Here is a 26,716-nt window from a genome sequence, read left to right on the forward strand (position 1 = left end):
TTCCGCCCCGGGGAGTGCCACCCCGGCTTCCGCCCCGGGGAGTGCCACCCCGGCTTCCGCCCCGGGGAGTGCCACCCCGGCTTCCGCCCCGGGGAGTGCCACCCCGGCTTCCGCCCCGGGGAGCGACACCCCGGTTTCCGGCCCTGGGAGCGCTAAGCCGGGCGTCGCAGTACCGTCAGGCTGCGGTCCGTCAGGGTGAGCCGGTCCCCGGCCCGCACCTTGGGGCCGGTGCCCGGCGGGACCGGGTCCGTGCGCGCGGTGTCCACCACCACCTGCCACTGGCGCCCGTGATCGACCGGCACGGCGAATTCGAGCGGCTTCGGCGCGGCGTTGAACAGCAGCAGGAAGGAGTCGTCGGCGATTCGCTCCCCGCGTGTGCCGGGCTCCGAGATCGCGTTGCCGTTGAGGAAGACGGTCAGCGCGGAGGCCCGCGCCGAGTCCCAGTCCTGCTGGGTCATCTCCCGGCCCTCGGGGGTGAACCAGGCGATGTCGGACAGCTCGTCGTGCGTGCCCTCCACCGGCCGCCCGTGGAAGAAGCGGCGCCGCCGGAAGACCGGGTGGTCCCTGCGCAGCCCCGCCATCGCCCGGACGAAGTCCAGCAGTTCGCCGTCCTGCTCGCCGGGCTCCGGCCAGCGCACCCAGGACAGCTCGTTGTCCTGGCAGTAGGCGTTGTTGTTGCCCCGCTGGGTGCGCGCGAACTCGTCACCGTGGCTGATCATGGGCACGCCCTGGGACAGCATCAGCGTCGCGACGAAGTTCCGCGCCTGCCGGGCCCGCAGTTCGAGCACCCGGGGGTCGTCGCTCTCGCCCTCGGTGCCGCAGTTCCAGGACCGGTTGTGGCTCTCGCCGTCCCGGTTGTCCTCGCCGTTGGCCTCGTTGTGCTTGTTGTTGTACGAGACCAGGTCCTGCAGAGTGAAACCGTCGTGGCAGGTGACGAAGTTGATCGAGGCCAGCGGGCGGCGGCCGTCGTCCTGGTAGAGGTCGGAGGAGCCGGTCAGCCGGGAGGCGAACTCGGCGAGCGCCCGCGGTTCGCCGCGCCACAGGTCCCGCACGGTGTCGCGGTACTTGCCGTTCCACTCGGTCCACAGCGGCGGGAAGTTCCCCACCTGGTAGCCGCCCTCGCCGACGTCCCAGGGCTCGGCGATCAGCTTCACCTGGGAGACCACCGGGTCCTGCTGCACCAGGTCGAAGAACGACGACAGCCGGTCCACCTCGTGGAACTGCCGCGCCAGGGTGGCCGCCAGGTCGAAGCGGAAGCCGTCGACGTGCATCTCGGTGACCCAGTACCGCAGCGAGTCCATGATCAGCTGGAGCACGTGCGGGGACCGCATGAGCAGGGAGTTCCCGGTGCCCGTGGTGTCCATGTAGTAGCGCGGGTCGTCGGTGAGCCGGTAGTAGCGCGGGTTGTCGATGCCTTTGAAGGACAGCGTCGGGCCCAGGTGGTTGCCCTCGGCGGTGTGGTTGTAGACGACGTCGAGGATGACCTCGATCCCGGCCTCGTGTAGCGCCCGGACCGCCGACTTGAACTCCAGCACCTGCTGGCCGCGGTCGCCCCAGGAGGCGTAGGCGTTGTGCGGGGCGAAGAAGCCGATCGTGTTGTAGCCCCAGTAGTTGTTGAGGCCCAGGTCGACCAGGCGGTGATCGTTCACGAACTGGTGAACGGGCATCAGCTCAAGGGCCGTGACGCCGAGTTCGGTCAGATGGTCGATGACCGCCGGGTGGGCGAGACCCGCGTAGGTGCCGCGCAATTCCTCGGGCAGCCCCGGGTGCCGCATGGTGAGGCCCTTGACATGGGCCTCGTAGATCACCGTCTCGTGGTAGCCGCGGCGCGGCAGCCGGTCGTCGCCCCAGTCGAAGTACGGGTTGACCACGACGGACGTCATGGTGTGCGGCGCGGAGTCCAGGTCGTTGCGCCGCCCGGGGTCGTCGAAGTGGTAGCCGTACACCTCCTCGCCCCACCGGATCGAGCCGCTGATCGCACGCGCGTACGGGTCGAGCAGCAGCTTCGCCGAGTTGCAGAGCAGTCCGCGCTCCGGGGCGTACGGACCGTGCACCCGGAACCCGTACCGCTGTCCCGGCATGACGCCGGGCACGTACGCGTGCCGGACGAAGGCGTCGCTCTCCCGTAGTTCCACCGCCGTCTCCGAGCCGTCGTCGTGCAGCAGACACAGCTCCACTCGGTCCGCGGCCTCCGTGAAGACCGCGAAGTTGGTGCCGGCGCCGTCGTACGTGGCGCCGAGTGGGTACGCCTCTCCAGGCCAGACCTGCATGGACACGACTCTTTCAGGTGTGCGGCGCCGCGGGTGGCGCCTTGACTCCGAGTCTCCACGAAAGTCGGGGATGCGCCTATGACGCACGTCCGTGTGCCGAACCGGTGGATTGACCACTCCCCTTCCTGGAGGAGCGGGGACTCCTGCCTCGGGCCGCCTCCTGGAGCAGCGCTCCAGGAGGTCCGCGCCCTCGACACCAGCCGGGTCCGGACCTGCCCCGGACGGGTATCACGCGGGCGGAGTCCGTTCTTCCGATGCGATCACCCCGATCGGCGGATGCCGGTACACGCGTTCGCTTTCGTCCGGCTCCGCCGGGCAGGCCGCCGGGGCGTTCCGCGCGCCGGAACCCGGATGCGGCAGCACTCCGCTCCGCTGCCGCAGGACGCGATTCCTGCCCGGCGTGCCCGTGGGTCAACGGGCTGACCGGCCCTCACCCGGCGGGGTGGCGGGCACGGGGAGTACGGCGCCGCCCGGGACGCGGACGGCGGCCGGTGCCGGTCACCGGCTATGAATCAGCTCACTCGGCAGGCCCCGCCCCGTCGGAACGGGCAAATAGCGTGCGGAAGTTGAGAAAGGAGCTGTGCATCCGGCTGCGTCGCGCGCCGCTCCCGGAGTACCCTTCCTTGATCGTTGGGACGGGGAGTGCCCGGGGGAGCGGAAGGCGGTGCACGGGTGGGCTCGGGAGGCCTGGAGCTGCCCCCTGGTGACGAGGGTCACGAGGGGCACTCCGCAGACGTCCCGTCCGGTGCGGTGTCCCTCGCCCGGCCGATGGACGCGGGTGCCATCGGGCCGGAGCTGGACTGGGACGCGGGCGCCTGGCGCGAGGTGCGCACGCGCGCCCAGCGGGCCGGCCGCGCCTACATCTGGCTGAACCTCGTCGAACAGCGGCTGCGCGCCGTCGTGGCCGCCGTGCTGCGCCCCGTCTACGAGCCCGTCCACGGCGACGACTGGGTGGTGGCCGCCGCCGGACCGGCCGGTCAGGAGTGGGTGCAGCGGGCCGTCGCGGTACGCGAAGTCAGCCGCCGCAAGGGCTACTTGCTCGACCCGGCCGACGACAACGTGATCAGTTTCCTCACCCTGCCGCAGCTGCGTGAGCTGGTGGTGCAGCACTGGCCGTGCTTCGCGCCCTACATAGACGAGCGCCGGGACGTCGAACTCGCCCTGGACGAGCTGGAGGTGGCCCGCAACGTCGTCTCCCGCAACCGGGCCCTGTCCGGGACGGTGCTCAGCCAGGCCGAGCGGGCCTCCGCGCGGCTGCTCGACATCCTCGGCACCGGCGGTGACGTGCCCTCCGCCCGGCGGCTGCCGGTCGACGCGGTCGAGGACCTCGTCGGCGACCGGTACGCGGACGTGGTCGCGGTGCACCCCGACCGGGTACGGCTGCTGCGCCAGTTCCCGGCCGAGGACATCTTCGGCGGCGCCCGCCGCCTGGACGTCATCGGCATCGGTCTCAACCTGCTCGTGCAGAACTTCTCCGGCCGCCGCCTGGTGCGGCTCGCCGAGTCCGGCTGCCGGGTGCGGCTGCTGTTCCTGAACCCGGCCTCCAGCGCGGTGAAGCGGCGCGAGCGCGAACTCGGGCTCAAGCGCGGGGAGCTGAGCCGCTCGGTGGAGATGAACATCCTCCACATGCGCCGGGTGCGCGGCCGGCTGCGCGACCCTGGCGCCTTCGAGATCCAGGTCTACGACGAGACCCCCCGCGTCACCGCCTACCTGGTCGACGGCGACGGCTCGGACGGCATCGCGGTCGTGCAGTCCTATCTGCGGCGCAGCCGTGGCATGGAGGCCCCCGTCTTCGTCCTGCGGAACGGGAACAAGGTGGTCAAACCCGGCGAGATCGACGAGGGCGGGCTCTTCTCCGCCTATCGCGAGGAGTTCGAGCTGATGTGGGTGGATTCGCGCCCGGTGTCCTGAAACGCCCTCAGCCCCTGGGCGGAAAGCGGAACGTGGTCCTCGGATTGTCAGTGGCGCGTGCGATCGTGGAGGCCACTGGGGGAACGCACCACCGAGAAGGGGGGGCCGCCATGGGCTGGCACCGGGAGCTGCTGATCGGCTTCGACCTGGAGACGACCGGGACGGATCCGCGCGAGGCGCGCATCGTCACCGGGGCCGTGATCGAGGTCAGGGGAGGGGAACCGGCGGGTCGCCGGGAGTGGCTGGCGGATCCCGGCGTGGAGATCCCGGCGGACGCGGTGGCGGTGCACGGGATCAGCAACGAACGCGCGGCCGCCGAGGGCGAGCCGGCCGACCGGGTCGCGGACGCCATCGCGGACGCCCTGACCGGTTACTGGAAGACGGGCGTGCCGGTCGTGGCGTACAACGCGGCCTTCGACCTGACCCTGCTCTCCGCCGAACTGCGCCGGTACGGACTGCCGTCCCTGAGCGACCGCCTGGGCGGAGCGGAGCCGGGGCCGGTCGTCGACCCGTACACCATCGACCGCTGGGCCGACCGGTACCGCCGGGGCAAGCGCACCCTGGAGGCGGTCTGCGCGGAGTACGGCGTCGTCCTGGACGCCGCCCACGACGCCTCGGCCGACGCCCTCGCGGCGGCCCGGCTGGCCGCCGCGATAGCCGGCCGCCACTCCAAGGTCGCGGCCCTCGGCCCGGCGGAGCTGCACCGCCGCCAGATCGAGTGGCACGCCGCCTGGGCGGCGGACTTCCAGGACTTCCTGCGCCGCAAGGGCGACCCGGACGCGGTGATCGACGGCGCATGGCCACTGCGGCATCCGGCGGACGAGACGGTCTGAGCCCGGGGTACCGGGGAGACGGTCCGGGCGACCGGCTTGGCGGTTCGGTCGCGCTCGTGGTGCCCGCGGGCCGGTTCCACTCGCTGCGGCCGGCTTGCCGGTCCGGTCACGGTCGCCGGGGGCGCGTTCCGGGTGACCGCCTCGCCGGTTCGGTCGCGCTCGTGGTGCCCGTAGACCGGTTCCCGTTCGTCCCGCGCCGCAAGGGCGACCCGGAGGCGTTGGTTGACCGCGCCTGGCCGCTGCGGCAGCCGGCGGGTGCGACGGTCTGAGCCCGGGGCGCCGGGAGCGCGGTCCGGGTGACCGGCTCGCCGGTTCGGTCACGGGTGCCGGCGTGCCGGGGTGCGGTCCCGGCGACCGGCTTGCCGGTTCGGTCGTGCTCGTCGTTCCCGCGGGCCGGCTCTCGCTCGTCCCGGGTCGGCGGCTGTTGCCGTGCCGGTGACCGGTCCCGGGGCGGAAGGGTCAGAACGGGTACCAGCGCACGGTGGGGTCGCCGTCCCGCAGGGACGCCACCCGGCGCTCGAACTCGGCCAGTGCCTTGGGGTTGCTGGGGGCGTGCTGGGCGACCCAGGCGCAGCTGGCCGTCTCGCGGGCGCCGCGCAGCACCGGGCAGCCCTCCCACTCGCGTACGTCCCAGCCGTACGTCCCGGTGAAGGCGTCGTACGCCTCGGCGGGCAGGCCGTAGCGGTCCCGGGACAGGGCCATGACCACCAGGTCGTGCTCGCGCAGGTCGGAGGAGAAGGTCTCCAGGTCGACCAGGACCGGCCCGTCCGGACCGATGTGCACATTGCGTGGCAGCGCGTCGCCGTGGATCGGGCCCGGCGGCAGCTGCGGGACGAGCGCGGCGGCGGCCGCCGCGAAGCCGTCGCGGCGCTCCCGCAGATAGGCCGCGTCGGCCGGGTCGACCGAGTCGCCCGCGAGCCGCAGCCAGCGCTCCACGCCGCCGAGCAGCTCGCGGCGCGGCAGCTCGAAGCCGGGGGCGGGCAGGGCGTGGACCAGGCGCAGCAGTTCGGCGAGGTCCCGCGGCTCGGCGGGCCGCACCGGATCGGGCAGCCGGTGCCACACGGTCACCGGATGCCCCTCGGCGAGGATCGCCTCCGCGGCGGCGGCCCGCACCGCGGGGACACCGGCCTCGGCCAGCCACAGCGCGATCCGCAGCTCGCGCCGCGCCCGGTCCCACAGCTCGGCGTCCCGGCCCACCTTGACGACGAGGTCCCCGGCGGCGAACACCGCGTTCTCGCCCAGGGCGAGCAGCCGCGCGTCACGTGCCGGACCGGGCAACACCCCCGTCCCGGCCAGTACCTCCCGAGCCCGCGCCTCGTCCATCGTCCGCCTCCGAGTCCTCGTCCGGGCACCGGCAACCGCGCCGTAGCCCCGCCCTTTTCGCCGGGTCAGTGTCGCATCCGCACAGGTCGGGACCGGTGTCCGGTGTCCCGGACGGGGCGATCCGTCCGCAGGCGCCGAAACCGCGTTGCACGAGACGTATCGTCTCGCCTAGGGTCCGGGGCATGCCCACTCGCACCCACATCGCCATGTTCTCCGTCGCCGCCCACGGACACGTGAACCCGAGCCTCGAAGTGATCCGGGAACTCGTCGCACGCGGACACCGGGTGACGTACGCCATCCCGCCCGTCTTCGCGGACAAGGTCGCCGAGACCGGCGCGGAGGTGAAGCCCTGGAACTCCACGCTGCCCTCGCCCGACGACGACCCCTCCGCCTGGGGAAGCACCCTGCTCGACAACGTCGAGCCGTTCCTGAACGACGCGATCCAGGCCCTGCCCCAGCTGATCGAGGCCTATCGGGGCGACGAGCCGGACCTCGTCCTGCACGACATCACCTCCTACCCGGCCCGCGTCCTCGCCCACCGCTGGGGCGTGCCCGCGATCTCCCTCTCGCCGAACCTCGTGGCCTGGGAGGGCTACGAGGAGGAGGTCGCCGAACCGATGTGGGCCGAGCCCCGGAAGACCGAGCGGGGCCGGGCCTACTACGCCCGCTTCGAGGCGTGGCTCGCGGAGAACGGGATCACCCAGCACCCGGACCCGTTCGCCGGCCGCCCCGACCGCTCGATCGTCCTGATCCCCCGCGCGCTGCAACCGCACGCCGACCGGGTCGACGAGAAGGTCCACAGCTTCGTCGGCGCCTGCCAGGGCGACCGCTCGGCGCAGGGCGGCTGGGAGCGGCCCGCCGGGGCCGAGAAAGTGGTGCTCGTCTCGCTCGGCTCCTCCTTCACCAAACAGCCCGCCTTCTACCGCGAGTGCGTCAGGGCCTTCGGCGAGCTGCCGGGCTGGCACACGGTGCTCCAGGTCGGCAAGCACGTGCGTCAGGACGAACTCGGCGACGTTCCCGCGAACGTCGAGGTGCGGTCCTGGGTACCGCAGTTGGCGATCCTGCGCCAGGCCGACCTGTTCGTCACGCACGCCGGGGCCGGGGGCAGCCAGGAGGGCCTGGCCACCGGGACGCCGATGATCGCCGTACCGCAGGCCGTCGACCAGTTCGGCAACGCGGACATGCTCCAGGGCCTCGGCGTGGCCCGCCGCCTCGACACGGAGGAGGCGACCGCCGAGACCCTGCGCGCCACCGCCCTCGCCCTCGTCGGCGACCCCGAGGTGGCGCGGCGGCTGAAGGACGTCCGGGCCGCCATGGCCCAGGAAGGCGGCACCCGGCGGGCGGCCGACCTCATCGAGGCCGAACTGCCCGCCGGGAGAACCGGGAGAAGGTGACAAGCGCCGCCCGCTGAGGCTCACACCCCCAGTGGTTCGCCCTTGGCCGGAGCGGGAGGGGCGGGCGGGGCCGCGACCGCCTCCGGGGTCTCGTCGTGGGTGAGGTCCGGCAGGCGGTGCAGCCACTTGGGCAGGTACCAGTTGCGTTCGCCCAGCAGGGACATCACCGCGGGCAGCAGCACACCGCGGATGACCGTCGCGTCGATGAGCACCGCGGCCGCCAGGCCCACGCCCATCTGCTTCATCGACTGCATGGACAGCGTCCCGAAGATCGCGAACACGGCGACCATGATGACCGCGGCGCTGGTGACGACACCCGCCGTGGTGACCACGCCGTGCTGGATGGCGTCCTTCGTGCTCCGGCCGCGCAGCCGCGCCTCGCGGATCCGGGAGACCACGAAGACGTGGTAGTCCATCGACAGGCCGAACAGGATCACGAACAGGAACAGCGGCAGCCAGGTGACGATCGCGCCGACGCCGTGGGCGCCCACCAGGGACGCGCCCCAGCCGTGCTGGAAGACCGCGACGAGGATGCCGTAGGCGGCGCCCACGGACAGCAGGTTCAGCACGATCGAGGTGATCGCGACGGTCAGCGAGCGGAACGACAGCAGCATCAGCAGGAAGGCGAAGACCACGACGAAGACGAAGACCGGCACGACGGAGCCGACGAGCTGGGCGTTGAAGTCGTGCGAGCCGGCGACCTGGCCGGTGATCGGCGCCTGGAGGCCGTCGACCTTGCCCAGCGTGGCGGGCCGCACCTCGTCACGCAGCTTCTCCAGGCTCCTGCCCGCCTTGTCGAGGTCCGAGCCGCCGACCAGCGGGACGGAGACGAGGGCGACGTTCCGGTCCTCGTGCAGCCTGATGTCGACCGGGCCGCGCGAGGCGCCCGAGGCGATGGCCCGCTCCTTGAACGCGGTCAACGCCTGCCGCACTTCGGGGGCGTTGACGTTCTCGGCCTTCACGACCACCTGGGCGGGCTGGGAGCCGCCGGGGAAGGCCTCGTTGAGCCGCTTGTAGGTCTGCACGATGGGCAGCGAGTCGCCGAACTCCTGGTCCAGCGTGAGCTGCGAGGTCTTCATGCCCAGTGCCGGAGCCGCGACGGCGAGCAGCGCGCCCGCGGCCACCGCGGCCGACACCACGGGCCGGGCCAGCACACGCCGCAGCACGGCCGTCCAGAACCTGCTCTCCCCGTTGCCGCGCCGGTCGCGCCGCAGGAACGGCAGGCGCCCCTTCTCGACGCGCTCGCCCAGCAGCGACAGCAGCGCCGGCAGCACGGTCACCGAGCCCACCATGGCGACGGCGACCACCATCAGCGAGGCCAGGCCCATCGCCTCGAACTCGGCGACCCCGGTGAACAGCATGCCCGCCATCGCCACGCACACCGTGACGCCGGAGACGATGATCGCGCGCCCGCTGGTCGCGGCGGCGATGCGCAGCGCGGTCCCCGCGTCCCGCCCGGCCTCCCGCTCCTCGCGCTCGCGGCGCAGGTAGAACAGGCAGTAGTCGACGCCGACCGCCATGCCGACCAGCAGCATCACGGAGTTGGCGGTGTCGCTCATCGGCTGGAGGTGGCTGACGATGCCCATCAGGCCCATCGTCGCCATGATCGCGGTGATCGCCAGCGCCACCGGAAGCAGCGCGGCCACCAGCGCGCCGAAGGCGATCAGCAGAATGCCGAGGGCCACGGGCACGGCGGAGAACTCGGCCTGCTTGAAGTCGTCCCCGAAGGCGTCGGAGTACTGCTTCTGCATGCTGGCGCCGCCGATCTCCTCGATCAGCAGCGAGGAGTGGTCCTTCTGGACGTTCGCCACGGCCTGGAGCACCGGCTCCACCCGCTTGCCCGCGGTGTCCGCCTCGCCGCGCAGCGCGAACTGCACCAGCGCGCTGCGGCCGTCCCCGGAGATGGTCTTCGTGTCGTACGGCGAGGTCACGTCCGTGACCAGGCCGGTTCCCTCGACGGCCGTGATCACGTCGCCGACGGCGGCCCGGAAGCCGGCGTCCGTGGCCCTGCCGGAGCCGTCCTTCGCCTGGATCAGGACGGTCTCGCTCGCCGGTTCCTTGATCCCCGCGTCCTCGATGATCTTCGCCGCGGTGTGCGTCTCGCCCTTGAGCTGGTCGCTCTCCTTGACGTCCAGCCGGCCGGCCGCCGTACCGAGCCCCATCGCCAGGACGACGAACAGCACCCAGACACCGACGGCAGCCCATCGATGCCGGGCGCTCCAGCCGCCGGCCCGCGCGGCGAGGCCCCGCACCCGTGTCTCTCCGTTCACCATGACGGGCTTGCCCCTTCGTGAAAGGCCCTGCGGACCTCGTGCGCGGCGACGGCCCCCTGCCGTCGCCCTCCGCATCGAAGGTAGGGGCGGGGGGATGCCCCGCTCGTCGTGCTGACCGGTGAAGTGCGCCCGCCGGGGCTCCTCCTGCCGGACCCCGCTTCCTCCGCACTGGGGAGTACGCCGACCCCCTACACCTATCCCGGCTTCTCGGGGGCGCGGATCAGGGTGCCCGTTCCGCCGGCCGCTCTATCGTGGGCGGATGACGACGTACGCCGCGCTGCTGCGCGGAATCAACGTGGGCGCCAAGAAGGTCCCGATGGCCGAGCTGCGCACCCTGGTGGCGGAGCTCGGCCACACCCGCGTGCGCACACATCTCCAGAGCGGCCAGGCCGTCTTCGCCGCCGGTCACGGCGACGAGGAATCGCTGGCCGCGGAGTTCACGGCGGCGCTGGAGAAGCGGTTCGGCTTCCCGGTGGACGTGATCGTGCGCGACCACGCCTATCTGCGGGCGGTCGCCGAGGCCTGCCCGTTCCCGGCCGCGGAACTGGAGGGCCGGCAGCTGCACGTGACCTATTTCTCCGCGCCCGTCGAGGCGGAGCGCTACGCGGAGATCGACCGGGACGCCTACCTGCCCGAGGAGTTCCGCCTCGGCGACCGGGCCCTGTACCTGTACGCGCCGGACGGGCTCGGCCGCTCCAAGCTCGCCGAGCACCTGTCCAGAAAGCGGCTGAACAAGGACCTGATCGCCACCAGCCGGAACTGGAACACGGTGCTCAAACTCGTCGAGCTGACCGCCCCGGACGCCTGACCCGGGCGGACGCGATCGACGCGATCGGGTGGGGCGCGCTCACCCGAGAGCGGCCAGCAGGGACAGCTCGGCGGCGCGGAGGGACACGCCGCCCGCGTCCAGGTTCTCCTCCAGGTGCGCGAGCGTGCCCGTGCCCGGTGTCGGGCAGAGCACGGGGGAGCGGTGCAGCAGCCACGCCAGGGCCACCTGCCCCGGTGTGGCGCCGTGCGCGGCGGCGACCCGGGCGCACTCCGGGTGCCCGGTCAGCGTGCCGTTGCCCAGCGGGAACCACGGCAGGAACGCGATCCCGCGCTCCTCGCACAGCTCCAGCAGCGGCTCGGACGCGCGGTCGAGGAGGTTGTAGCGGTTCTGGACGGAGGCGATGGGGGTCGACTCCAGTGCCGCGGCGAGCTGTTCGGCGGAGACGGTGTCCAGGCCGATGTGGCGGATCTTGCCCTCCTCGCGCAACTCGTCGAGCGCGCCGAGCTGTTCGGCCATCGGCACGGCGGGGTCGAGCCGGTGCAGCTGGTACAGGTCGATGCGCTCCAGCCGCAGCCGGCGCAGGCTCGCCTCGCACATCGCCCGCAGTGCTTCCGGCCGCCCGTCGATGTGCCAGGCGCTGTCGCTGGTGCGGACCACCCCGCCCTTGGTGGCGATCACCAGGTCCTCGGGATAGGGGTGCAGGGCCTCGGCCACCAGTTCCTCGGCGACGCACGGCCCGTAGTTGTCCGCGGTGTCGATCAGGGTCGCCCCGCGCTCGACCGCCCGCCGCAGCACGGCCACCGCGTCCCGGGAGTCGCCGCGCGGGCCCCAGTAGCCGGGCCCGGTGAGCTGCGCGGTGCCGTAGCCGAGGCGCCGTACGGGCAGGTCGCCGCCGAGCGTGAACATCTCCGGGGTCACAGGGTCTCCTCGGTCGTCCGGTGAAGCGTGCGGATGGCTGTGGGAGGCTCGTCCCATGCGCTACATCATCATCGGGGCAGGGGCGGTCGGCGGCGCCATCGGGGGGCGGCTGGCTCAGAGCGGGCGCGAGGTCGTGCTGGTCGCGCGCGGAGCGCACCTCGTGGCGCTGCGGGAGGGCGGGCTGCGGCTGACGGTGCCGGAGGGCGAGCTGACGTACCGGCTGCCCGCCGTGGACGGGCCCGAGGCGCTCGGCGAACTGCGCGCCGACGACGTGCTCGTGCTTGCCGTCAAGACGCAGGACACCGAGGCGGCGCTGGCGGTCTGGGGCCCGGCGCCGGTCGCGGGCGGCGGTACGGCCGAGCGGACGCTGCCGCTGCTGTGCGCGCAGAACGGGGTGGAGGGGCAGCGGCTCGCCCTGCGCCGCTTCCGGCACGTGTACGGCGTCTGCGTCTGGCTGCCCGCGACCCACGTCGAACCCGGTGCCGTCTCGGCCGCCGGCACTCCGCTCACCGGCCTGCTGCACCTGGGCCGTTACCCGCGCGGCACCGACGACACCCTGCGGCGGATCTCCGCCGACCTGGAGTCGGCGCGCTTCGAGGCGCCGGTCGTGCCGGACGTGAGCCGCTGGCAGTACGCCAAGCTGCTCGGCAACCTCGCCAACGCGATCGAGGCGGTCAGCGGCCCGCTGGACAGCGAGGAGGCGCGGGCGCTGTACGCGAGGGTGCGCGCCGAGGGCGAGGCGGTGCTCGCCGCCGCCGGCATCCCGTGGGCGAGTACGGAGGAGCAGAAGAAGGTCCGCGGCGACAAGATCACCCTGGTGCCGCTGCCCGGCGCCCCGCGTGGCGGCGGCTCCTCCTGGCAGTCCCTCGTGCGCGGTACCGGGTCCATCGAGGCCGACCACCTCAACGGGGAGATCGTGCTCCTGGGCCGGTTGCACGGCGTTCCGGCACCGCTGAACGAACTGCTCCAGCACCTGGCCGGCACGTTCGCGCGAGAGCGCCGGGCGCCCGGCTCGCTGCCGCCGGCGGAACTGGTGCGGCTGGCTGACGCGGTGGAATCGGCGGACCAAAGGGGGTGGGCGGCCCAGGCGGACGCGCTGGACCAGGTGGACCCGGCGGGCCGGGTGGCCCACGAAAAGACCTCCTGATTGGACCGCGATCCTGTGCCAATCGCCCGCTAGCGTCGACGGCATGACCACTGACTCGCCGACCCGCGTCGACTTCTTCTTCGACCCCGCCTGCCCCTTCGCCTGGATCACCTCCCGCTGGCTGCTGGAGGTGGAACGCGAGCGTCCGCTCGACCTCGGGTTCCGCGTCATGAGCCTGTACCTGCACAACACCGGCAACGAACTGCCCGACTGGTACCGGGAACTGGTCGACAGGTCGATCGGCCCGGTACGTGTCGCGGTGGCCGCCGCCGAGCGGCACGGCGAGAAGGTGCTGCGGGACCTGTACACCGCGTTCGGCGTCCGTATCCACGAGCGCGGGGAGGAGGACTTCGACTCCGTGGTCGCGGCGTCCCTGGCCGAACTCGGACTCGACCAGGACCTCGCGGCGGCCGCCCACGACCCGTCCTACGACGAGGCGGTACGGCGCAGTCATGAGGCGGGCGCCGAGCCGGACACGGGCGTGTATGTGGGTACGCCCACCATTCATGTCGACGGAACGGTGTGGTTCGGCCCGGTGCTGCGGGCCATCCCGCGCGGGGCCGAGGCGGCCGAACTGTTCGACGCCTTCCGGGTCCTGGCGACCCGGCCGGACTTCTTCGAGCTCAAGCGGACCCGCACCGGATCACTCCGCTTCGACTGAGCCGCGACCGACCCGGCCGCGCGCCGGCCGCGCGTCCCTCGGCGCACGGCTTGGGCTGGAAGATCCACATCCGGATCCCCGCCCGTCGTACGGCAGTGACACTTGCGCACCACCGCACGCTGAACTGAACGACACCACCGCTCGCCGGTCAACGGCGGCCGGTGGTCGGACCGTCCGCGGACCGGCACCACGGGGGAGTGCCGGGCCGCGGCCGGATCGGGCGCCCGCCCGTCAGGCCCCCAGGGCCGCTGACAGCGGCCGCCGGGCGGCGTCGTAGCGCTCCAGCAGGACCCGGGCCACCTCCGGCGCCGGGCCGAGCACCCCGGCCAGCACGTCGGCCCCGGCCTCGGCCGCGCCCCGAGCGATACGGTCCGGCAGGAAACCCGGTGCCAGCACGTACGGCGCGACCGCGACCTTGGCGCAGCCCAGTTCCCGCAGTTCCCGCACCGCGTCCTCGGTGCGGGGCAGGGATGCGGAGGCGAACGCAGGCCGCACGGCGCACCAGCCGGTGTGCCGCCACTCCCGCGCGATTTCTGCGATCACTGCGATCGCCTCCGGGTCGGAGGACCCCGCCGAGGCCAGCACGACCCCGGTCGAGGACTTGTCGGCGGGGTCGAGACCCGCCTCGTACAGACGGCGTTCCAGGGCGTCCGTCAGCAGCGGTGAGGGGCCGAGGACCTCCGCCTGCCGGATCCGCAGCCGCGACGGCGCCCGGCGCAGCACCGAGGGGATGTCCGCCTTGGCGTGGAAGGCGCGGGTCAGCAGCAGCGGCAGCGCCACGACGTCCCGCACCCCGTCGGCCGCCAGGGACTCCAGCACGCCCGGCACGGACGGAATGTTGAAGTCCAGGAAGCCCGTCTCCACGCGCAGCCCGGGGCGCAGCGCCCGGACCCGGCGGACCAGGGCGTGCACGGTCGCGGCATGGCGCGGATCGCGGCTGCCGTGGGCGACGACGAGGAGAACAGGCTGGGAGATCATGGGCGTTCAGCTCTTCACGAGAAGACCGCGGCTGCGCAGTACCCACCGCTCCAGCGGACTGAAGATCAGCAGGTCGATGGCGATGCCGACGAACAGGATCAGGATGATGGCCTCGAACACCATGGCCATGGAGCTGGCGTTGCGGCCGTTCTCCAGCAGCGCGCCCAGGCCGATGCCCAGGTCCGGCGAGGAGGCGATGATCTCCGCCGCCATCAGCGAGCGCCAGGAGAACGCCCAGCCCTGCTTCAGACCGGCCAGATAGCCCGGCAGCGCGGCCGGCAGGACGATGTGCCAGGCGCCCCGGACACCCGTCGCGCCCATCGTGCGGCCCGCCCGCAGGAACAGCGGCGGCACCTGGTCGATGCCGGACACCAGGCCGTTGGCGATGGACGGGACCGCGCCGAGCAGGATCACCGCGTACATCATCGAGTTGTCCAGGCCCAGCCAGATCACCGCCGGCGGCACCCACGCCACCGACGGCAGCGACTGGAGACCGGACAGGATCGGGCCGATGGCCGCCCGCACGAACTTCACCCGGGCCACCAGCAGGCCCAGCGGGGTGCCGATCGCCAGCGCCAACAGGAAGCCCAGCAGACCGCGCGAGACGGACGTCCAGATGAAGCCGAGCAGCTTGCCCTGCAGCCAGGCGTCCTTGAACTCGCCGCCCACGTCGGCGGGAGAGGGCAGCCTGCTCGGGTCGTCGACCACCTTGAGGGAGATCAGCGCCTGCCAGACCACCAGGACCACCGCGATCGCCACGACGGGTGGCAGGACCTTGTTGACCAGGGTCTGGCGCAGCGGCGTACGGCCGGCCGCCGTGGTCTCCAGGGCGTCGAGACCGGCCTCCACGTCGGCCAGTTCGCCGCCCCGCGCCGTCTTCGTCTCAGTGCTGGCCATGTCGGCGGATCTCCCCACGCAGGACTTCGGTGATCTCCAGGGACAGTTCCGCCACCGGCGCGTCCTCGATGCGGCGCGGCTGCGGGATGTCCACCGTCCACTCGCGGGCCACCCGGCCCGGACGGGAGGACAGCAGCACCACGCGCTGGGCCAGCCGCACCGCCTCGCGCACGTTGTGCGTGACGAACAGCACCGACACCCCGGTCTGCTGCCAGATCCGGGTCAGCTCGTCGTGCAGGACGTCCCGCGTGATGGCGTCCAGCGCCGCGAACGGCTCGTCCATCAGAAGCAGGTTGCTCTCCTGGGCCAGCGCGCGGGCCATCGCCACGCGCTGGCGCATCCCGCCGGACAGTTCGTGGACGCGCTTGCCGTACGCGCCCTTCAGCCGGACGAGTTCGAGCAGCTCCTCGGCCCGGCCGCGCCGCTCCGGCTTCGCCACCCCCCGCAGCCTGAGGGCGAGTTCGATGTTCTTGCCCGCGGTCAGCCAGGGGAAGAGGGCGTGCTCCTGGAACATCAGGGCGGGGCGGCCGTCCGTCGTGATGGACCCGGCGGTCGGCCGGTCCAGCCCCGCCACCAGGTTCAGCAGGGTGGACTTGCCGCAGCCCGAGGCCCCCAGGAGGGTGACGAACTCGCCCGGGGCGACATCGAGGCTGATGCCGTCCAGGACGAGCTGCTGCCCGCCCGGTGCCGCGAAGGACTTCGAGACGTTCTCGAGGCGGGCCGCGTGCTCTACGGTCTCGGCGGCCCTGGCAAGGGTCGTGGCCATGGTCGTCACCTCCTGGGAACTCTTCGGCTACGGGCTTTACTCGGCGCCGAGACCGGCGTCGCTGACGGTCGGCTCGCCCGCGGCCTTCAGGACCTTGTTCAGCGGGGCGAGGTCGTAGATGCCGGCCAGCTTCGGGCTCTGCAGCAGGCCCGCCTTGACCGCGTGTCGCGCCTGGGCGTCGAGGGTCGAGGCCAGCGGGTCGTCGGTGATCCGGATGGACTTCCAGGCCGGGTCCAGGACGTTCTCCGGCAGTTCCTTGCCGGAGTCGATCCCCAGCTGCTTGTTCGCCGCGGCCTTCGCCTCGTCCGGGTTGGCGTTGATCCACTTGTTGGTGTCCACGGAGGCCTTCAGTACCGCCTCGACGGCCTTCGGGTGCTCCTTGAGGAACTTCTGCGACACGATGATGTTCGTGATCACGAACTTCTTGTCGGGCCACAGCGACGCCTCGTCCAGCAGCACCTTCGCACCCTCGGCGACCAGCTTGGACGCGGTCGGCTCCGGCACCCAGGCGCCGTCGATGGAGCCGGACTTGTAGGCGTCCGGGGTGATCTTGTTGTCGGTGCGGACCACGGAGACGTCGCCCTTGCCGCTCTGCGCGTCGACCTTCCAGCCCTGTTCCGCGATCCAGTTGAGGAACGCCACGTCCTGCGTGTTGCCCAGCTGCGGAGTCGCGATCTTCTTGCCCTTGACGTCCTTCAGGGACTTGATCTTCGCCGGGTCGACCACGAGCTTGACCCCGCCGGAGGCCGAACCGCCGATGATGCGCAGGCTCTTGCCGTCCGACTTGGTGTAGCCGTTGATCGCCGGGGACGGGCCGATCCAGCCGATGTCGATGGAGCCGGAGTTGAGGGCCTCGATCTCGGACGGCCCGGCGTTGAAGACCGACGGCTTGACGACCGTCGCGCCCAACTCCTTCTGGAAGAAGCCCTTCTGCACCCCGACCAGCGCGGTCGCGTGCGTCAGATTGCCGAAGTAGCCGATCCTGACCGAGTCGAGACCGTCGGTCTTCTCGGCCCCGGCGGCCACCTTCTGCTCGGCGCCGTCGTCGTCGGCCTGGGAGCCGTAGCCGCAGGCGGCGAGCGCGAGGAGGGGCAGGGCGGCGACCACGGCGAGGCCGCGGCGCAGTACGGGCCCGGGGGAGCCCCCGGTCGGGCGGTTGCGGAACGGGGCAAGGTTGGCTGGCACGGGAGGCTGTCCTCTCGCAGGCCCGGCGGTCACGCCCGTCAGGTCGTGGCCGGGAGGTCGGCAGGTCTTCGTCTACGCGGGGGGTGGGGGGTGAGGGCGCGCGGGCAGTGCGCGTACGTCAGCGCACACATCGGGCCACTCCGCCCTGTCCGCTGCCGAGGACGCCGCTGCCGACGCGGCCGCCCTCCTTGGCGAACGTCGAGTAGAAGTCGGGGGAGTTCATGGTCAGAAGTCCCAGCCGTCCTCGTCCGCCGCGTCCTTGACCGGTACCGGCGAGGCGAACGACTCGCCGACCATGCCCGCGGTGAGCGTGGTGCCGTCGGAGGGGTCGATCAGGATGAACGAGCCGGTGCGCCGCGAGTCGGCGTAGGAGTCGACCGGCAGCGGCTCGGCGGTGCGGATCTTCACCCGGCCGATGTCGTTGGCGACGAGCAGCCCGGGGTGCGGGTGCAGGGACAGGTCGTCCAGGGTGAGCCGGGACGGGATGTCCTTGACGATCGCCTTGACCGTGCGGGTGCCGTGCTTGAGCAGCACCCGGTGGCCGACGGTCAGCGGCTGGTCGGCGACGTGGCAGACGGTCGCCTCCACGTCCTGGGTGGTGGCGGGCGCGTCATTGCTCGGCACTATCAGGTCGCCGCGCGAGACGTCGATGTCGTCCTGGAGCAGGACCGTCACCGACTGCGTCGTCCAGGCCACGTCGACCGGCTCACCGAGCAGGTCGATGCCGGAGATCCGGGTGGTGCGGCCGGACGGCAGCACCGTGACCTCGTCGCCGACCCGGAAGCTGCCGGCGGCGATCTGGCCGGCGTAGCCGCGGTAGTCGGGGTGCTCGGCGGTCTGCGGCCGGATCACGTACTGCACGGGCAGCCGCGCGTGGCAGTGCGCCAGGTCGTGGCTGACCGGGACCGTCTCCAGGTGCTCCAGGACGGTCGGGCCGCCGTACCAGTCCATGGTGGAGGACGGCTCCACCACGTTGTCGCCGACCAGCGCCGAGATCGGGACGGCGGTCACCTCCGGGACGCCCAGTTCGGTGGCGTACGCCGTGAACTCCTCGGCGATCGCGGCGAACACGGACTCCCGGTAGTCGACCAGGTCCATCTTGTTCACGGCCAGGACCACGTGCGGCACGCGCAGCAGCGCGGCGATCGCCGCGTGCCGGCGGGTCTGCTCCACCACGCCGTTGCGGGCGTCCACCAGGATCACCGTCAGTTCGGCGGTGGACGCGCCGGTGACCATGTTCCGCGTGTACTGCACATGGCCCGGGGTGTCCGCGAGGATGAACCGGCGGCGCGGGGTGGCGAAGTAGCGGTAGGCCACGTCGATGGTGATGCCCTGCTCGCGCTCGGCGCGCAGCCCGTCCGTCAGCAGCGCGAGGTCGGGGGCCTGCTGGCCGCGGCTCGCGGAGGCACGCTCCACGGCCTCCAGTTGGTCGGCGAGGACCGACTTGGAGTCGTGGAGCAGCCGGCCCACCAGGGTGGACTTGCCGTCGTCGACGGAGCCGGCGGTGGCGAACCGCAGCAGGGTCGTGGCCGCCAGGTCCGTGGTCGTGGTCGTGGTCATCTCTAGAAGTACCCCTCGCGCTTGCGGTCTTCCATCGCGGCCTCGGACAGCTTGTCGTCGGCCCGGGTGGCGCCGCGCTCGGTGAGGCGCGAGGCGGCGATCTCGGTGATCACCTTCTCGATGGTGTCGGCGTCGGAGTCCACGGCGCCGGTGCACGACATGTCGCCGACGGTGCGGTAGCGCACGAGCCGCTTCTCCACGGCCTCGTCGTCCTTGGGGCCGCCCCAGTCGCCGGCGGTCAGCCACATGCCGTCGCGCCGGAAGACCTCGCGCGTGTGGGCGTAGTAGATCCCGGGCAGCTCGATGCCCTCTCGGGCGATGTACTGCCACACGTCCAGCTCGGTCCAGTTGGACAGCGGGAACACCCGGACGTGCTCGCCGGGCGCGTGCCGGCCGTTGTAGAGGTTCCACAGCTCGGGCCGCTGACGGCGCGGGTCCCACTGGGAGAACTCGTCCCGCAGCGAGAACACCCGCTCCTTGGCGCGGGCCTTCTCCTCGTCGCGGCGGCCGCCGCCGAAGACCGCGTCGAACCGCTCGGACTGGATCTTCTCGGTCAGCGGGAGGGTCTGGAGCGGGTTGCGGGTGCCGTCCGGGCGCTCCTTGAGGACGCCACGGTCGATGTAGTCCTGCACGGAGGCGACGTGCAGCCGCAGGCCGTGCCCGGCCACCGTGCGGTCGCGGTAGTCGAGGACCTCGGGGAAGTTGTGCCCGGTGTCCACGTGCAGCAGCGAGAAGGGGACCGCGGCGGGCCTGAACGCCTTCAGCGCCAGGTGCAGCATGACGATGGAGTCCTTGCCCCCGGAGAACAGGATCACCGGGTTCTCGAACTCGCCCGCCACCTCGCGGAAGATGTGCACCGCCTCGGATTCCAGCGCGTCCAGGTGGGAGAGGGCGTACGGACTGCCCGTCCCCTCGTCGCCCGCCTTGGTCTTGGCGACGGTCGTCATGCCAGTCCCCTCTCGCTGAGCAGCGTGTGCACGGAAGCCGCCGACTCCCGGACCGTCTGGTGCTGCGACTCGACGCGCAGGTCCGGCGACAGGGGCTCCTCGTACGGGTCGTCGACGCCCGTCAGTCCCGTCAGTTCGCCCGCGGCCTGCTTGGCGTACAGACCCTTCACATCGCGTACGGAGCACACCTCGACCGGGGTGGCGACGTGCACCTCCAGGTACGCCGTGCCGTTCTTCGCGTGCCACTCGCGCACCGCGTCGCGGCTGTCGGAGTACGGCGCGATCACCGGGACCAGCGCCTTGACGCCGTTGCGGGCGAGCAGTTCGGCGACGAAGCCGATGCGCCGCACGTTGGTGTGCCGGTCCGCGCGGCTGAAGCCGAGGCCCGCGGAGAGGAACTCGCGGATCTCGTCGCCGTCGAGCACCTCGACGCGATGGCCCTCCGCACGCAGCCGCCCGGCCAGTTCGTGCGCGATGGTGGTCTTGCCGGCGCTCGGCAGACCCGTGAGCCAGACGGTGGCTCCGGTCGTCACGTGTGTCTCCCTGTGTCTGGAAGGTGTCTGGAAGCGGTCGTGGACAGCACGGTCATGGGTCAGCCGTGCAGTCCGCACTCGGTCTTGGCGCTGCCGGCCCAGCGGCCGGCGCGCGCGTCCTCGCCCTCCAGCAGGCGCCGGGTGCAGGGCGCGCAGCCCACGGAGCCGTAGCCGTCCATCAGCAACGGGTTGGTCAGGACGCCGTGTTCGGCGACGTAGGCGTCCACGTCGTCCTGGGTCCAGCGGGCGATCGGGGAGACCTTGACCTTCCGCCGCTTCTCGTCCCAGCCGACGACCGGGGTGTTCGCCCGGGTCGGGGACTCGTCGCGGCGCAGTCCGGTCGCCCACGCCGTGTAGCCCTTCAGGCCCTCCTCCAGCGGCCGCACCTTGCGCAGCCGGCAGCACAGGTCCGGATCACGGTCGTGCAGCTTCGGGCCGTACTCGGCGTCCTGCTCGGCGACCGTCTGCTCCGGGGTGAGGGTGATGACGTGGACGTCCATCACGGCCTCGACCGCGTCGCGGGTGCCGATGGTCTCCGGGAAGTGGTAGCCGGTGTCGAGGAACACCACGTCCACGCCCGGCATCGCACGGGAGGCGAGGTGGGCGACCACCGCGTCCTCCATGGACGAGGTGACGCAGAACCGGCGGCCGAAGGTGCCGGTGGCCCACTGGAGGATCTCCAGCGCGGAGGCGTCCTCCAGGTCGCGGCCGGCCTGTTCGGCCAGCGCCTTCAACCCGGCTTCCACGCCTGCTTCCGGAGTCGTGGTCATATCCCCTCGTCCCCTTCGTGGCCGGTTCGCCCGACGCCCCGGGCGAGCAGCCCGAGGAACTTCAGCCGGAAGGCCCGGTTGCATCCCGCGCACTCCCAGGCGCCGTGGCCCTCCTCGTTGGGACGGAGGTCCTCCTCGCCGCAGTACGGGCAGTAGAAGGGGGCGGCCCGCTCGCTCATGACAGCTCCTCCTCGGACGCCCGCGCGGCCCAGGCGGCGAACCGCTCGCCGTCCTCGCGCCGCTCCTGGTAGCGGGTCAGGACCCGCTCGATGTAGTCGGGCAGCTCCCGCGCCGTCACCTTCAGCCCGCGCACCTTGCGGCCGAAGCCGGGCTCCAGGCCGAGCGCGCCGCCCAGGTGCACCTGGTAGCCCTCGACCTGCTCGCCCCGGTCGTCCACGACCAGTTGGCCCTTGAGGCCGATGTCCGCCACCTGGATGCGGGCGCAGGCGTTGGGGCAGCCGTTGAGGTTGATGGTGATCGGCTCGTCGAAGTCCGGCAGGCGGCGCTCCAGTTCGTCGATCAGCGTGGCGCCGCGCGCCTTGGTCTCGACGATGGCGAGCTTGCAGAACTCGATGCCGGTGCAGGCCATGGTGCCGCGCCGGAACGTGGACGGCCGGGCCGTGAGGTCCAGCGCCTCCAGACCGGCGACCAGCGAGTCGACCTGGTCCCCCTCGACGTCGAGAATGATCATCTTCTGCTCGACGGTGGTACGGACCCGTCCCGAGCCGTGCGCCTCGGCCAGTTCCGCGATCTTCGTCAGGGTGGCGCCGTCGACGCGGCCGACCCGCGGGGCGAAACCGACGTAGTGACGGCCGTCGTTCTGCCGGTGCACCCCGACGTGGTCGCGCCACCGCTGGACCGGCTCCTCGGGGGCGGGCCCGTCGACGAGCCCGCGCTTCAGGTACTCGTCCTCCAGTACCTGGCGGAACTTCTCCGCGCCCCAGTCGGCGACCAGGAACTTCAGCCGGGCCCGGTTGCGCAGCCGCCGGTAGCCGTAGTCACGGAAGATCGACAGGACGCCCTCGTAGACGTCCGGGACCTCCTCCAGCGGCACCCAGGCGCCCAGCCGCACGCCCAGCTTGGGGTTGGTGGACAGGCCGCCGCCGACCCACAGGTCGAAGCCGGGCCCGTGCTCGGGGTGGCGCACGCCCACGAACGCGACGTCGTTGATCTCGTGGACCACGTCGAGCAGCGGGGAGCCGGAGATGGCCGTCTTGAACTTCCGGGGGAGGTTCGAGTACGCCTTGTTGCCCAGGACGCGGCGCTGTATCTCCTCCAGCGCCGGGGTGGCGTCGACGATCTCGTCCTCGGCGATGCCGGCGACGGGGGAGCCGATCATCACGCGCGGGGTGTCGCCGCAGGCGGTGACCGTGGACAGGCCGACGGCCTCCAGGCGGTTCCAGATCTCCGGCACGTCCTCGATCCGGATCCAGTGGTACTGGATGTTCTGCCGGTCGGTGATGTCGGCGGTGCCTCGCGCGAACTCCTGCGAGACCTCGCCGATGACCCGCAGCTGCCGGGTGGTCAGCCGGCCGCCGTCGATGCGCACACGCATCATGAAGTAGCGGTCGTCCAGCTCCTCCGGCTCCAGGACCGCGGTCTTGCCGCCGTCGATGCCGGGCTTGCGCTGGGTGTACAGCCCCCACCAGCGCATCCGGCCGCGCAGGTCGTTGGGGTCGATCGAGTCGAAACCGCGCTTGGAGTAGATCGTCTCAATGCGTGTCCGCACATTGAGACCGTCGTCGTCCTTCTTGAACTGTTCGTTGCCGTTGAGCGGGGTCAGGTGCCCCACGGCCCACTGCCCCTCGCCGCGGTGACGGCTCACCTTGCGGCGGGGCGCGGTGGGGTTCTGCGGAGAGGCGGCCATGGTCGATACGTCCTTCGGGACAGCGGGAATGCGGCTCTTGCCTGCGCGGGCGCAGGGCGCATCGGCAGACGGGCAGGTGTGCGCGTCTGTGCGCAGGCGGGAAAAGCGGGGAAAACTGGAAAAACAGGAAAACCGGTGGACCCGGACCCGTGGCCGTCAGGCCACAGCGGGTGAGGTCAGCTCGCCGGACAGATGGCGCTGGACATGCGGCCGTGGTCGACGTGCCGTCGGCTCACCAAGGCGACTCCAGTTCCAGACATGGTGGAAAGCCTGGCATGGCGATCTGGACAGCGTCCAGCTTCGTCCGACATGCGGACACCCCTGTCCCGGGATTCGGGACAGGGGTGTCGTTCGGCGCGTCGGCCGCGATCGTGCGCGCACCCGCAGGTCAGGCCGGGTACGCCCCCGGCCAGGGGCCCGGAGTGGCCACCTCCGTCTCCTCCTCGACCTTGGTGTCGAAGAGCTTGAAGCCACGGCGCTGGTAGTTGTCCATCGCGAACTCGCCGTCCTTGCTGCACGTGTGCAGCCACACCCGCTTCGTCGGCGTCCGCCCGGGCCAGCGGTCGGCCAGGTCCCAGGCGCGGGCGGTGCCGCAGGACAGCAGGTGGCCGCCGATCCGCCGGCCGCGGAAGGCCTCGATCAGCCCGAAGTAGACGATCTCCACGACGCCCTCGTCCTGCGCCTCCAGCTCGACGTAACCCGCCGGAGTGCCGCGGTCGTACGCCACCCATGTCTCGACACCCGGACGCTCCAGGTACTCCCGCCACCGCGCGTACGTCCAGCCCAGCCGGTCCGTCCAGCGGATGTCGCCGCCGACCGAGGCGTACAGGAACCGGCTGAACTCGGGGGAGGGAACCTCGGACCGTACGACCCGTACGTCCCCCTCGGGCACGGCGGCCTGCAGGAGGTCGGTCGGGGAGGTCTGCTCCAGGGACCAGGTGGTCACGGCGATGCTCGTCATGCCGGTCAGGGAATCATCCGCGCCGGGCCCGTGTCGATCGGGAGTGCGGGGTCTCACCCGGGACGCGCCCGCCGGCCGGGCGTGGCTCCCGCGCGACGGCCCGGCCGCCGTTCCCGCTCGACGGCCTGGCCCGGCTCCGCTGGACGGCCTGGCGCAGCCCCCGTGCGACGGCCTCTAGCGCAGTTCCCGTTCGACCGAGGACAGCGGCAGCGCGAACAGCATCCGGCCCGACAGGGACCAGACGTCGCCGGTCTCCTGCCAGTAGGACAGGGAGCCGGTGCCGTCGCCCCAGCAGCGGTGGGTGTCCTCGGAGCCGCACTCGACGGCCTTCGCGCCGCGCCCGTCCTGCCGCCACAGCGTGCCGTGGGTGCCCTCGTCCGCGGGGCGGCCCAGGTACCAGTCCGGCGTCGCGGACGGGCCCGCACGGTGCGACAGGACGCCCCGGACGTCCTCCGCCTTCGTCCCGTAGGCCTCGTCCGAGGCCGCCGTGCCGCCGGAGTCGGTGGCCAGCAGGCCGGAGCGGAGGGGGTCCCGGCTGAAGGAGTAGCGCCACAGGCGCGTGTGGCGGCCGCCGTCCGTGGGCGCGGCCTGACTCGCGACCAGGCTGGCCGGCGCGGAACTGCGGTCCAGGGAGAGGCCGTCCGGGCAGGGCAGCGCGGACAGGTCCGCGCCGGCCGCCCGGACGCAGTTGCCGTCGGCCGGGCGGTAGGAGGCCACCGCGGGCAGCACCCACCGGTAGCCGTGCGCCGACCAGCCGCCCGGTACCCGGCCCACCTCCCGGCCGTCGACCGTGGCGCGGTGGATGCGGCGCAGGTCGTAGACGTACAACGCGTCGCGCTCGCCGCCGGAGGTGGTGACCAGCAGTTTGTCCCGGTACCAGACCATCCCCGACACGTGCGAGACGAGCCCGCGGAAGTCGCGTCCGCCGTCGACCGGGACGGTGAGCAGCGCCCAGGTGTAGGTGAGGTGACCGGGATCGTCGGCGTTGACGAAGGCCACCCGCGCCAGTCCGCGCCCGTCGTCGGTGTCGTGCGTCCAGCCGGAGAGGATCACCCGGTGGGCGCCCCACCGGCCGCTGTCCTCGGCGTCCCCGGAGGTGGTCACCGACTCCGGCCGCCACCGGCGGGTGGCGGAATCCGCGGCGTCCCAGCAGTACGCGCGCGTGGCCGCCGGCTCGACGGGCAGCGCCTCCTTCTCGTGGGCGCTGCACTCGTCCGCGTCGCGCAGCGAGCGGTCGGCGCCGCTGAGTACCGTGCCGACCCCGACTGGCCGGCCCATCGCCGCGGCGAGCCGGTCGAGGGACCGCTGCGGCACCGGCTGTTCGGTCAGCCGCAGCCGGGCGAGCTCGGCGGACGAGGTGAGTGGCTTCAGGGCCCCGGGGTCGTCGGCGACCGTGGCCTGCGAGGTGCTGATCATGGTGGCGGCAGCGGTCAGCGCGAGGCCGGCCCCGGCCAGGACCGCGCGCAGCGCCCTGCCCCGTCTGCGCCTGCGGTGTCTGCCGCGCTGCTTCATACAGCCCCCTTTTCAGGGCTCGGTCCGCCTCCGGGACGCCAGTTCCGCGCACACGGGCCAACTGCTTCGGGAGGTCCGAGCGTTGACCGAGTAGCGGCTGGGGCGACCCTGGGGCGATGCTACGGCAGTCGGGCCCGCGACAGGTCGAAGACCTTGCAATTATGCGGAAGATGCCACCCGGGGGCCGAACCCTTGACCTACTGGGGCCACCGGGGTCACCCTCCCGCGCCACTCACGGCACCGTGATGACACGCTCCCCTCGTACCGCCGGTGCCGCCGAGGGCGAGGAGGGAGTCCGGGTCGTCCGGGTCGCCCGGGTCGCCCGGGTCGCCCGGGTCGTCCGGGGTGTCAGGGAGGAGCAGTTCGACGTCGGTGCGCTCGCGGAAGCGGTAGGGGCGGTGCTCCAGGAACGGAGCCCGGACAGCGTCGTACCGCGACATCCCGGCGCGGACGGTCACCTTGCGGGCCGGTCGCCGAACACGGCCCCGGCCGGCTGCGAGGCGCTGCGGCCGGTGCGGTGCACGGCCAGCGGACAGGGCAATTCGGCGGGGCGCGGACTCAGTTCGTGGGTCCAGGAGCCCCTGCCGCCCAGGAGGGTCACCGGTCAGCGGCGCGGCCGGTCCCGGGTCCAGCACGAACCGGGCTCCGCCGTGTGCGGGGCCGGTCCCTCACGGGCCCGTGCCAACCAGCCGTCCACCGGCGGCTCCAGAGAGCACAGGCCGACCGCGGACGGCCACACGGGGTCCGCCGAGCGGGACTTGGACAGCGGGATCCGTGCCGCGTACGGCATTCCGGTCACCGCCGCCGCCGTCCGGCCCACGGCCGCGACCCGCACTCCCGCCGCCGCGACCGCGGAGGTTCCGCGTCCACCACCGCCCGGCCGTCCCGCCGAGCCGGCACCGGCGCCGCGCGACCGCCCTCAGCCGCTCCAGCGAGGCCGGATGCGGCTTCCTCAACCTCGCCTCGCCCGGTTCCGCCACCGAGCCGACCCGGACCGGCGTGCCCGATCACCGGGCCCGGTGCACCCGCGCGCGCTGGCCGGCGAGCGTTGCCGAGCGGGTCTCGCTGGGCACCAGTGCCGCCTGTGCCGGACCGACGGTGGCGACCTGCGCCACGTCCACCGGCCTCTTCGCCACTGAGTCCCCCCGTGAAAGGGGTCCGGGCAACCGGCTTCCCCGGGGCGTCCCGGCCCTGTGGGCGTGCACGGTCGGGCCCCTTCCGGCCGCCCCGTGCGCCGTGCT

23 protein-coding genes and 1 pseudogene are annotated in these 26,716 nt (G+C 72.4%); 6 read left to right on the forward strand and 18 right to left on the reverse strand.

Annotated elements, in window-relative coordinates; all coding sequences use genetic code 11:
* Positions 1-152: 152 nt before the first annotated feature.
* On the reverse strand, positions 153-2,270 hold the full coding sequence (gene glgX, locus ACWC91_RS17355) for a glycogen debranching protein GlgX (protein WP_225075688.1): 2,118 nt from the start codon (positions 2,268-2,270) through the stop codon (positions 153-155).
* A 672-nt stretch (positions 2,271-2,942) separates the two neighbouring features.
* Here glgX and ACWC91_RS17360 point away from each other — a divergent pair.
* On the forward strand, positions 2,943-4,181 hold the full coding sequence (locus ACWC91_RS17360; RefSeq protein WP_225075687.1) for an SAV2148 family HEPN domain-containing protein: 1,239 nt from the start codon (positions 2,943-2,945) through the stop codon (positions 4,179-4,181).
* Between the two features lie 110 nt (positions 4,182-4,291).
* Entirely contained in the window at positions 4,292-5,014 is a 723-nt protein-coding gene (locus tag ACWC91_RS17365) for a 3'-5' exonuclease (protein WP_225075686.1), read from the forward strand.
* Between the two features lie 459 nt (positions 5,015-5,473).
* Here ACWC91_RS17365 and ACWC91_RS17370 read toward each other — a convergent pair whose 3' ends face one another.
* A complete protein-coding gene (locus ACWC91_RS17370; RefSeq protein WP_225075685.1) occupies positions 5,474-6,337 on the reverse strand; it encodes a phosphotransferase in 864 nt (287 codons plus the stop codon).
* A 145-nt stretch (positions 6,338-6,482) separates the two neighbouring features.
* Here ACWC91_RS17370 and mgt point away from each other — a divergent pair.
* Positions 6,483-7,731: pseudogene (gene mgt / locus ACWC91_RS17375) on the forward strand (macrolide-inactivating glycosyltransferase).
* A 20-nt stretch (positions 7,732-7,751) separates the two neighbouring features.
* Here the strand turns inward: mgt and ACWC91_RS17380 are convergent.
* On the reverse strand, positions 7,752-10,004 hold the full coding sequence (locus ACWC91_RS17380; RefSeq protein WP_225075684.1) for an MMPL family transporter: 2,253 nt from the start codon (positions 10,002-10,004) through the stop codon (positions 7,752-7,754).
* 259 nt (positions 10,005-10,263) lie between these two features.
* Here ACWC91_RS17380 and ACWC91_RS17385 point away from each other — a divergent pair, with 259 nt between their 5' ends.
* The gene (locus ACWC91_RS17385; protein ID WP_225075683.1) at positions 10,264-10,812 is read left to right on the forward strand and encodes a DUF1697 domain-containing protein; all 549 of its coding nucleotides are present in this window, start codon (positions 10,264-10,266) and stop codon (positions 10,810-10,812) included.
* A gap of 39 nt (positions 10,813-10,851) precedes the next feature.
* Here the strand turns inward: ACWC91_RS17385 and ACWC91_RS17390 are convergent, their stop codons facing one another.
* Positions 10,852-11,679 (reverse strand): aldo/keto reductase, encoded by an 828-nt coding sequence (locus ACWC91_RS17390; protein ID WP_281155536.1) that lies wholly within the window; start codon positions 11,677-11,679, stop codon positions 10,852-10,854.
* A gap of 67 nt (positions 11,680-11,746) precedes the next feature.
* On the opposite strand from ACWC91_RS17390, the gene ACWC91_RS17395 reads away from it, so the two are divergent.
* Together ACWC91_RS17395 and ACWC91_RS17400 are read left to right on the forward strand one after the other, a co-directional pair.
* The gene (locus ACWC91_RS17395) at positions 11,747-12,838 is read left to right on the forward strand and encodes a ketopantoate reductase family protein (RefSeq protein ID WP_450643116.1); all 1,092 of its coding nucleotides are present in this window, start codon (positions 11,747-11,749) and stop codon (positions 12,836-12,838) included.
* Positions 12,839-12,881: 43 nt separating this feature from the next.
* Positions 12,882-13,499 carry a mycothiol-dependent nitroreductase Rv2466c family protein gene (locus tag ACWC91_RS17400; RefSeq protein WP_225075681.1) on the forward strand — a complete coding sequence of 206 codons (618 nt, stop codon included), beginning with the start codon at positions 12,882-12,884 and terminating at the stop codon, positions 13,497-13,499.
* A gap of 231 nt (positions 13,500-13,730) precedes the next feature.
* Here the strand turns inward: ACWC91_RS17400 and ACWC91_RS17405 are convergent, their stop codons facing one another.
* The 14 genes from ACWC91_RS17405 to ACWC91_RS17470 form a co-directional block, all read right to left on the reverse strand.
* The gene (locus tag ACWC91_RS17405; RefSeq protein ID WP_225075680.1) at positions 13,731-14,477 is read right to left on the reverse strand and encodes a sirohydrochlorin chelatase; all 747 of its coding nucleotides are present in this window, start codon (positions 14,475-14,477) and stop codon (positions 13,731-13,733) included.
* A gap of 6 nt (positions 14,478-14,483) precedes the next feature.
* Positions 14,484-15,374, reverse strand: coding sequence for an ABC transporter permease (locus tag ACWC91_RS17410; protein WP_225075679.1), 891 nt, complete (start codon positions 15,372-15,374; stop codon positions 14,484-14,486).
* Complete coding sequence (locus tag ACWC91_RS17415) at positions 15,361-16,140, reverse strand: ABC transporter ATP-binding protein (RefSeq protein WP_141357134.1); 780 nt, start codon at positions 16,138-16,140, stop codon at positions 15,361-15,363. The genes ACWC91_RS17410 and ACWC91_RS17415 overlap by 14 nt, the downstream gene beginning before the upstream one ends.
* A 36-nt stretch (positions 16,141-16,176) precedes the next feature.
* Positions 16,177-17,325, reverse strand: a complete 1,149-nt coding sequence (locus tag ACWC91_RS17420) for an aliphatic sulfonate ABC transporter substrate-binding protein (RefSeq protein ID WP_450642597.1) — start codon at positions 17,323-17,325, stop codon at positions 16,177-16,179.
* A gap of 225 nt (positions 17,326-17,550) precedes the next feature.
* Entirely contained in the window at positions 17,551-18,885 is a 1,335-nt protein-coding gene (locus tag ACWC91_RS17425) for a sulfate adenylyltransferase subunit 1 (RefSeq protein ID WP_450642599.1), read from the reverse strand.
* Between the two features lie 2 nt (positions 18,886-18,887).
* On the reverse strand, positions 18,888-19,832 hold the full coding sequence (cysD, locus tag ACWC91_RS17430; RefSeq protein ID WP_225075676.1) for a sulfate adenylyltransferase subunit CysD: 945 nt from the start codon (positions 19,830-19,832) through the stop codon (positions 18,888-18,890).
* Complete coding sequence (cysC, locus tag ACWC91_RS17435) at positions 19,829-20,428, reverse strand: adenylyl-sulfate kinase (RefSeq protein ID WP_225075968.1); 600 nt, start codon at positions 20,426-20,428, stop codon at positions 19,829-19,831. The genes cysD and cysC overlap by 4 nt, the downstream gene beginning before the upstream one ends.
* Complete coding sequence (locus ACWC91_RS17440) at positions 20,425-21,135, reverse strand: phosphoadenylyl-sulfate reductase (RefSeq protein ID WP_225075675.1); 711 nt, start codon at positions 21,133-21,135, stop codon at positions 20,425-20,427. Before ACWC91_RS17440 ends, cysC begins: the two co-directional genes overlap by 4 nt.
* Entirely contained in the window at positions 21,132-21,314 is a 183-nt protein-coding gene (locus ACWC91_RS17445) for a hypothetical protein (RefSeq protein ID WP_225075674.1), read from the reverse strand. The genes ACWC91_RS17440 and ACWC91_RS17445 overlap by 4 nt, the downstream gene beginning before the upstream one ends.
* The gene (locus ACWC91_RS17450; protein WP_225075673.1) at positions 21,311-23,002 is read right to left on the reverse strand and encodes a nitrite/sulfite reductase; all 1,692 of its coding nucleotides are present in this window, start codon (positions 23,000-23,002) and stop codon (positions 21,311-21,313) included. The genes ACWC91_RS17445 and ACWC91_RS17450 overlap by 4 nt, the downstream gene beginning before the upstream one ends.
* A gap of 388 nt (positions 23,003-23,390) precedes the next feature.
* Positions 23,391-23,963, reverse strand: coding sequence for a GNAT family N-acetyltransferase (locus ACWC91_RS17455; RefSeq protein WP_225075672.1), 573 nt, complete (start codon positions 23,961-23,963; stop codon positions 23,391-23,393).
* A gap of 174 nt (positions 23,964-24,137) precedes the next feature.
* Entirely contained in the window at positions 24,138-25,475 is a 1,338-nt protein-coding gene (locus tag ACWC91_RS17460) for a hypothetical protein (protein ID WP_450642602.1), read from the reverse strand.
* Positions 25,476-25,690: 215 nt separating this feature from the next.
* Positions 25,691-25,915 carry a hypothetical protein gene (locus ACWC91_RS17465; RefSeq protein WP_450642603.1) on the reverse strand — a complete coding sequence of 75 codons (225 nt, stop codon included), beginning with the start codon at positions 25,913-25,915 and terminating at the stop codon, positions 25,691-25,693.
* Between the two features lie 567 nt (positions 25,916-26,482).
* Positions 26,483-26,611 carry a hypothetical protein gene (locus ACWC91_RS17470; RefSeq protein WP_263637737.1) on the reverse strand — a complete coding sequence of 43 codons (129 nt, stop codon included), beginning with the start codon at positions 26,609-26,611 and terminating at the stop codon, positions 26,483-26,485.
* Between the last annotated feature and the right edge of the window lie 105 nt (positions 26,612-26,716).

This window comes from Streptomyces sp. NPDC001204 (assembly GCF_053598035.1).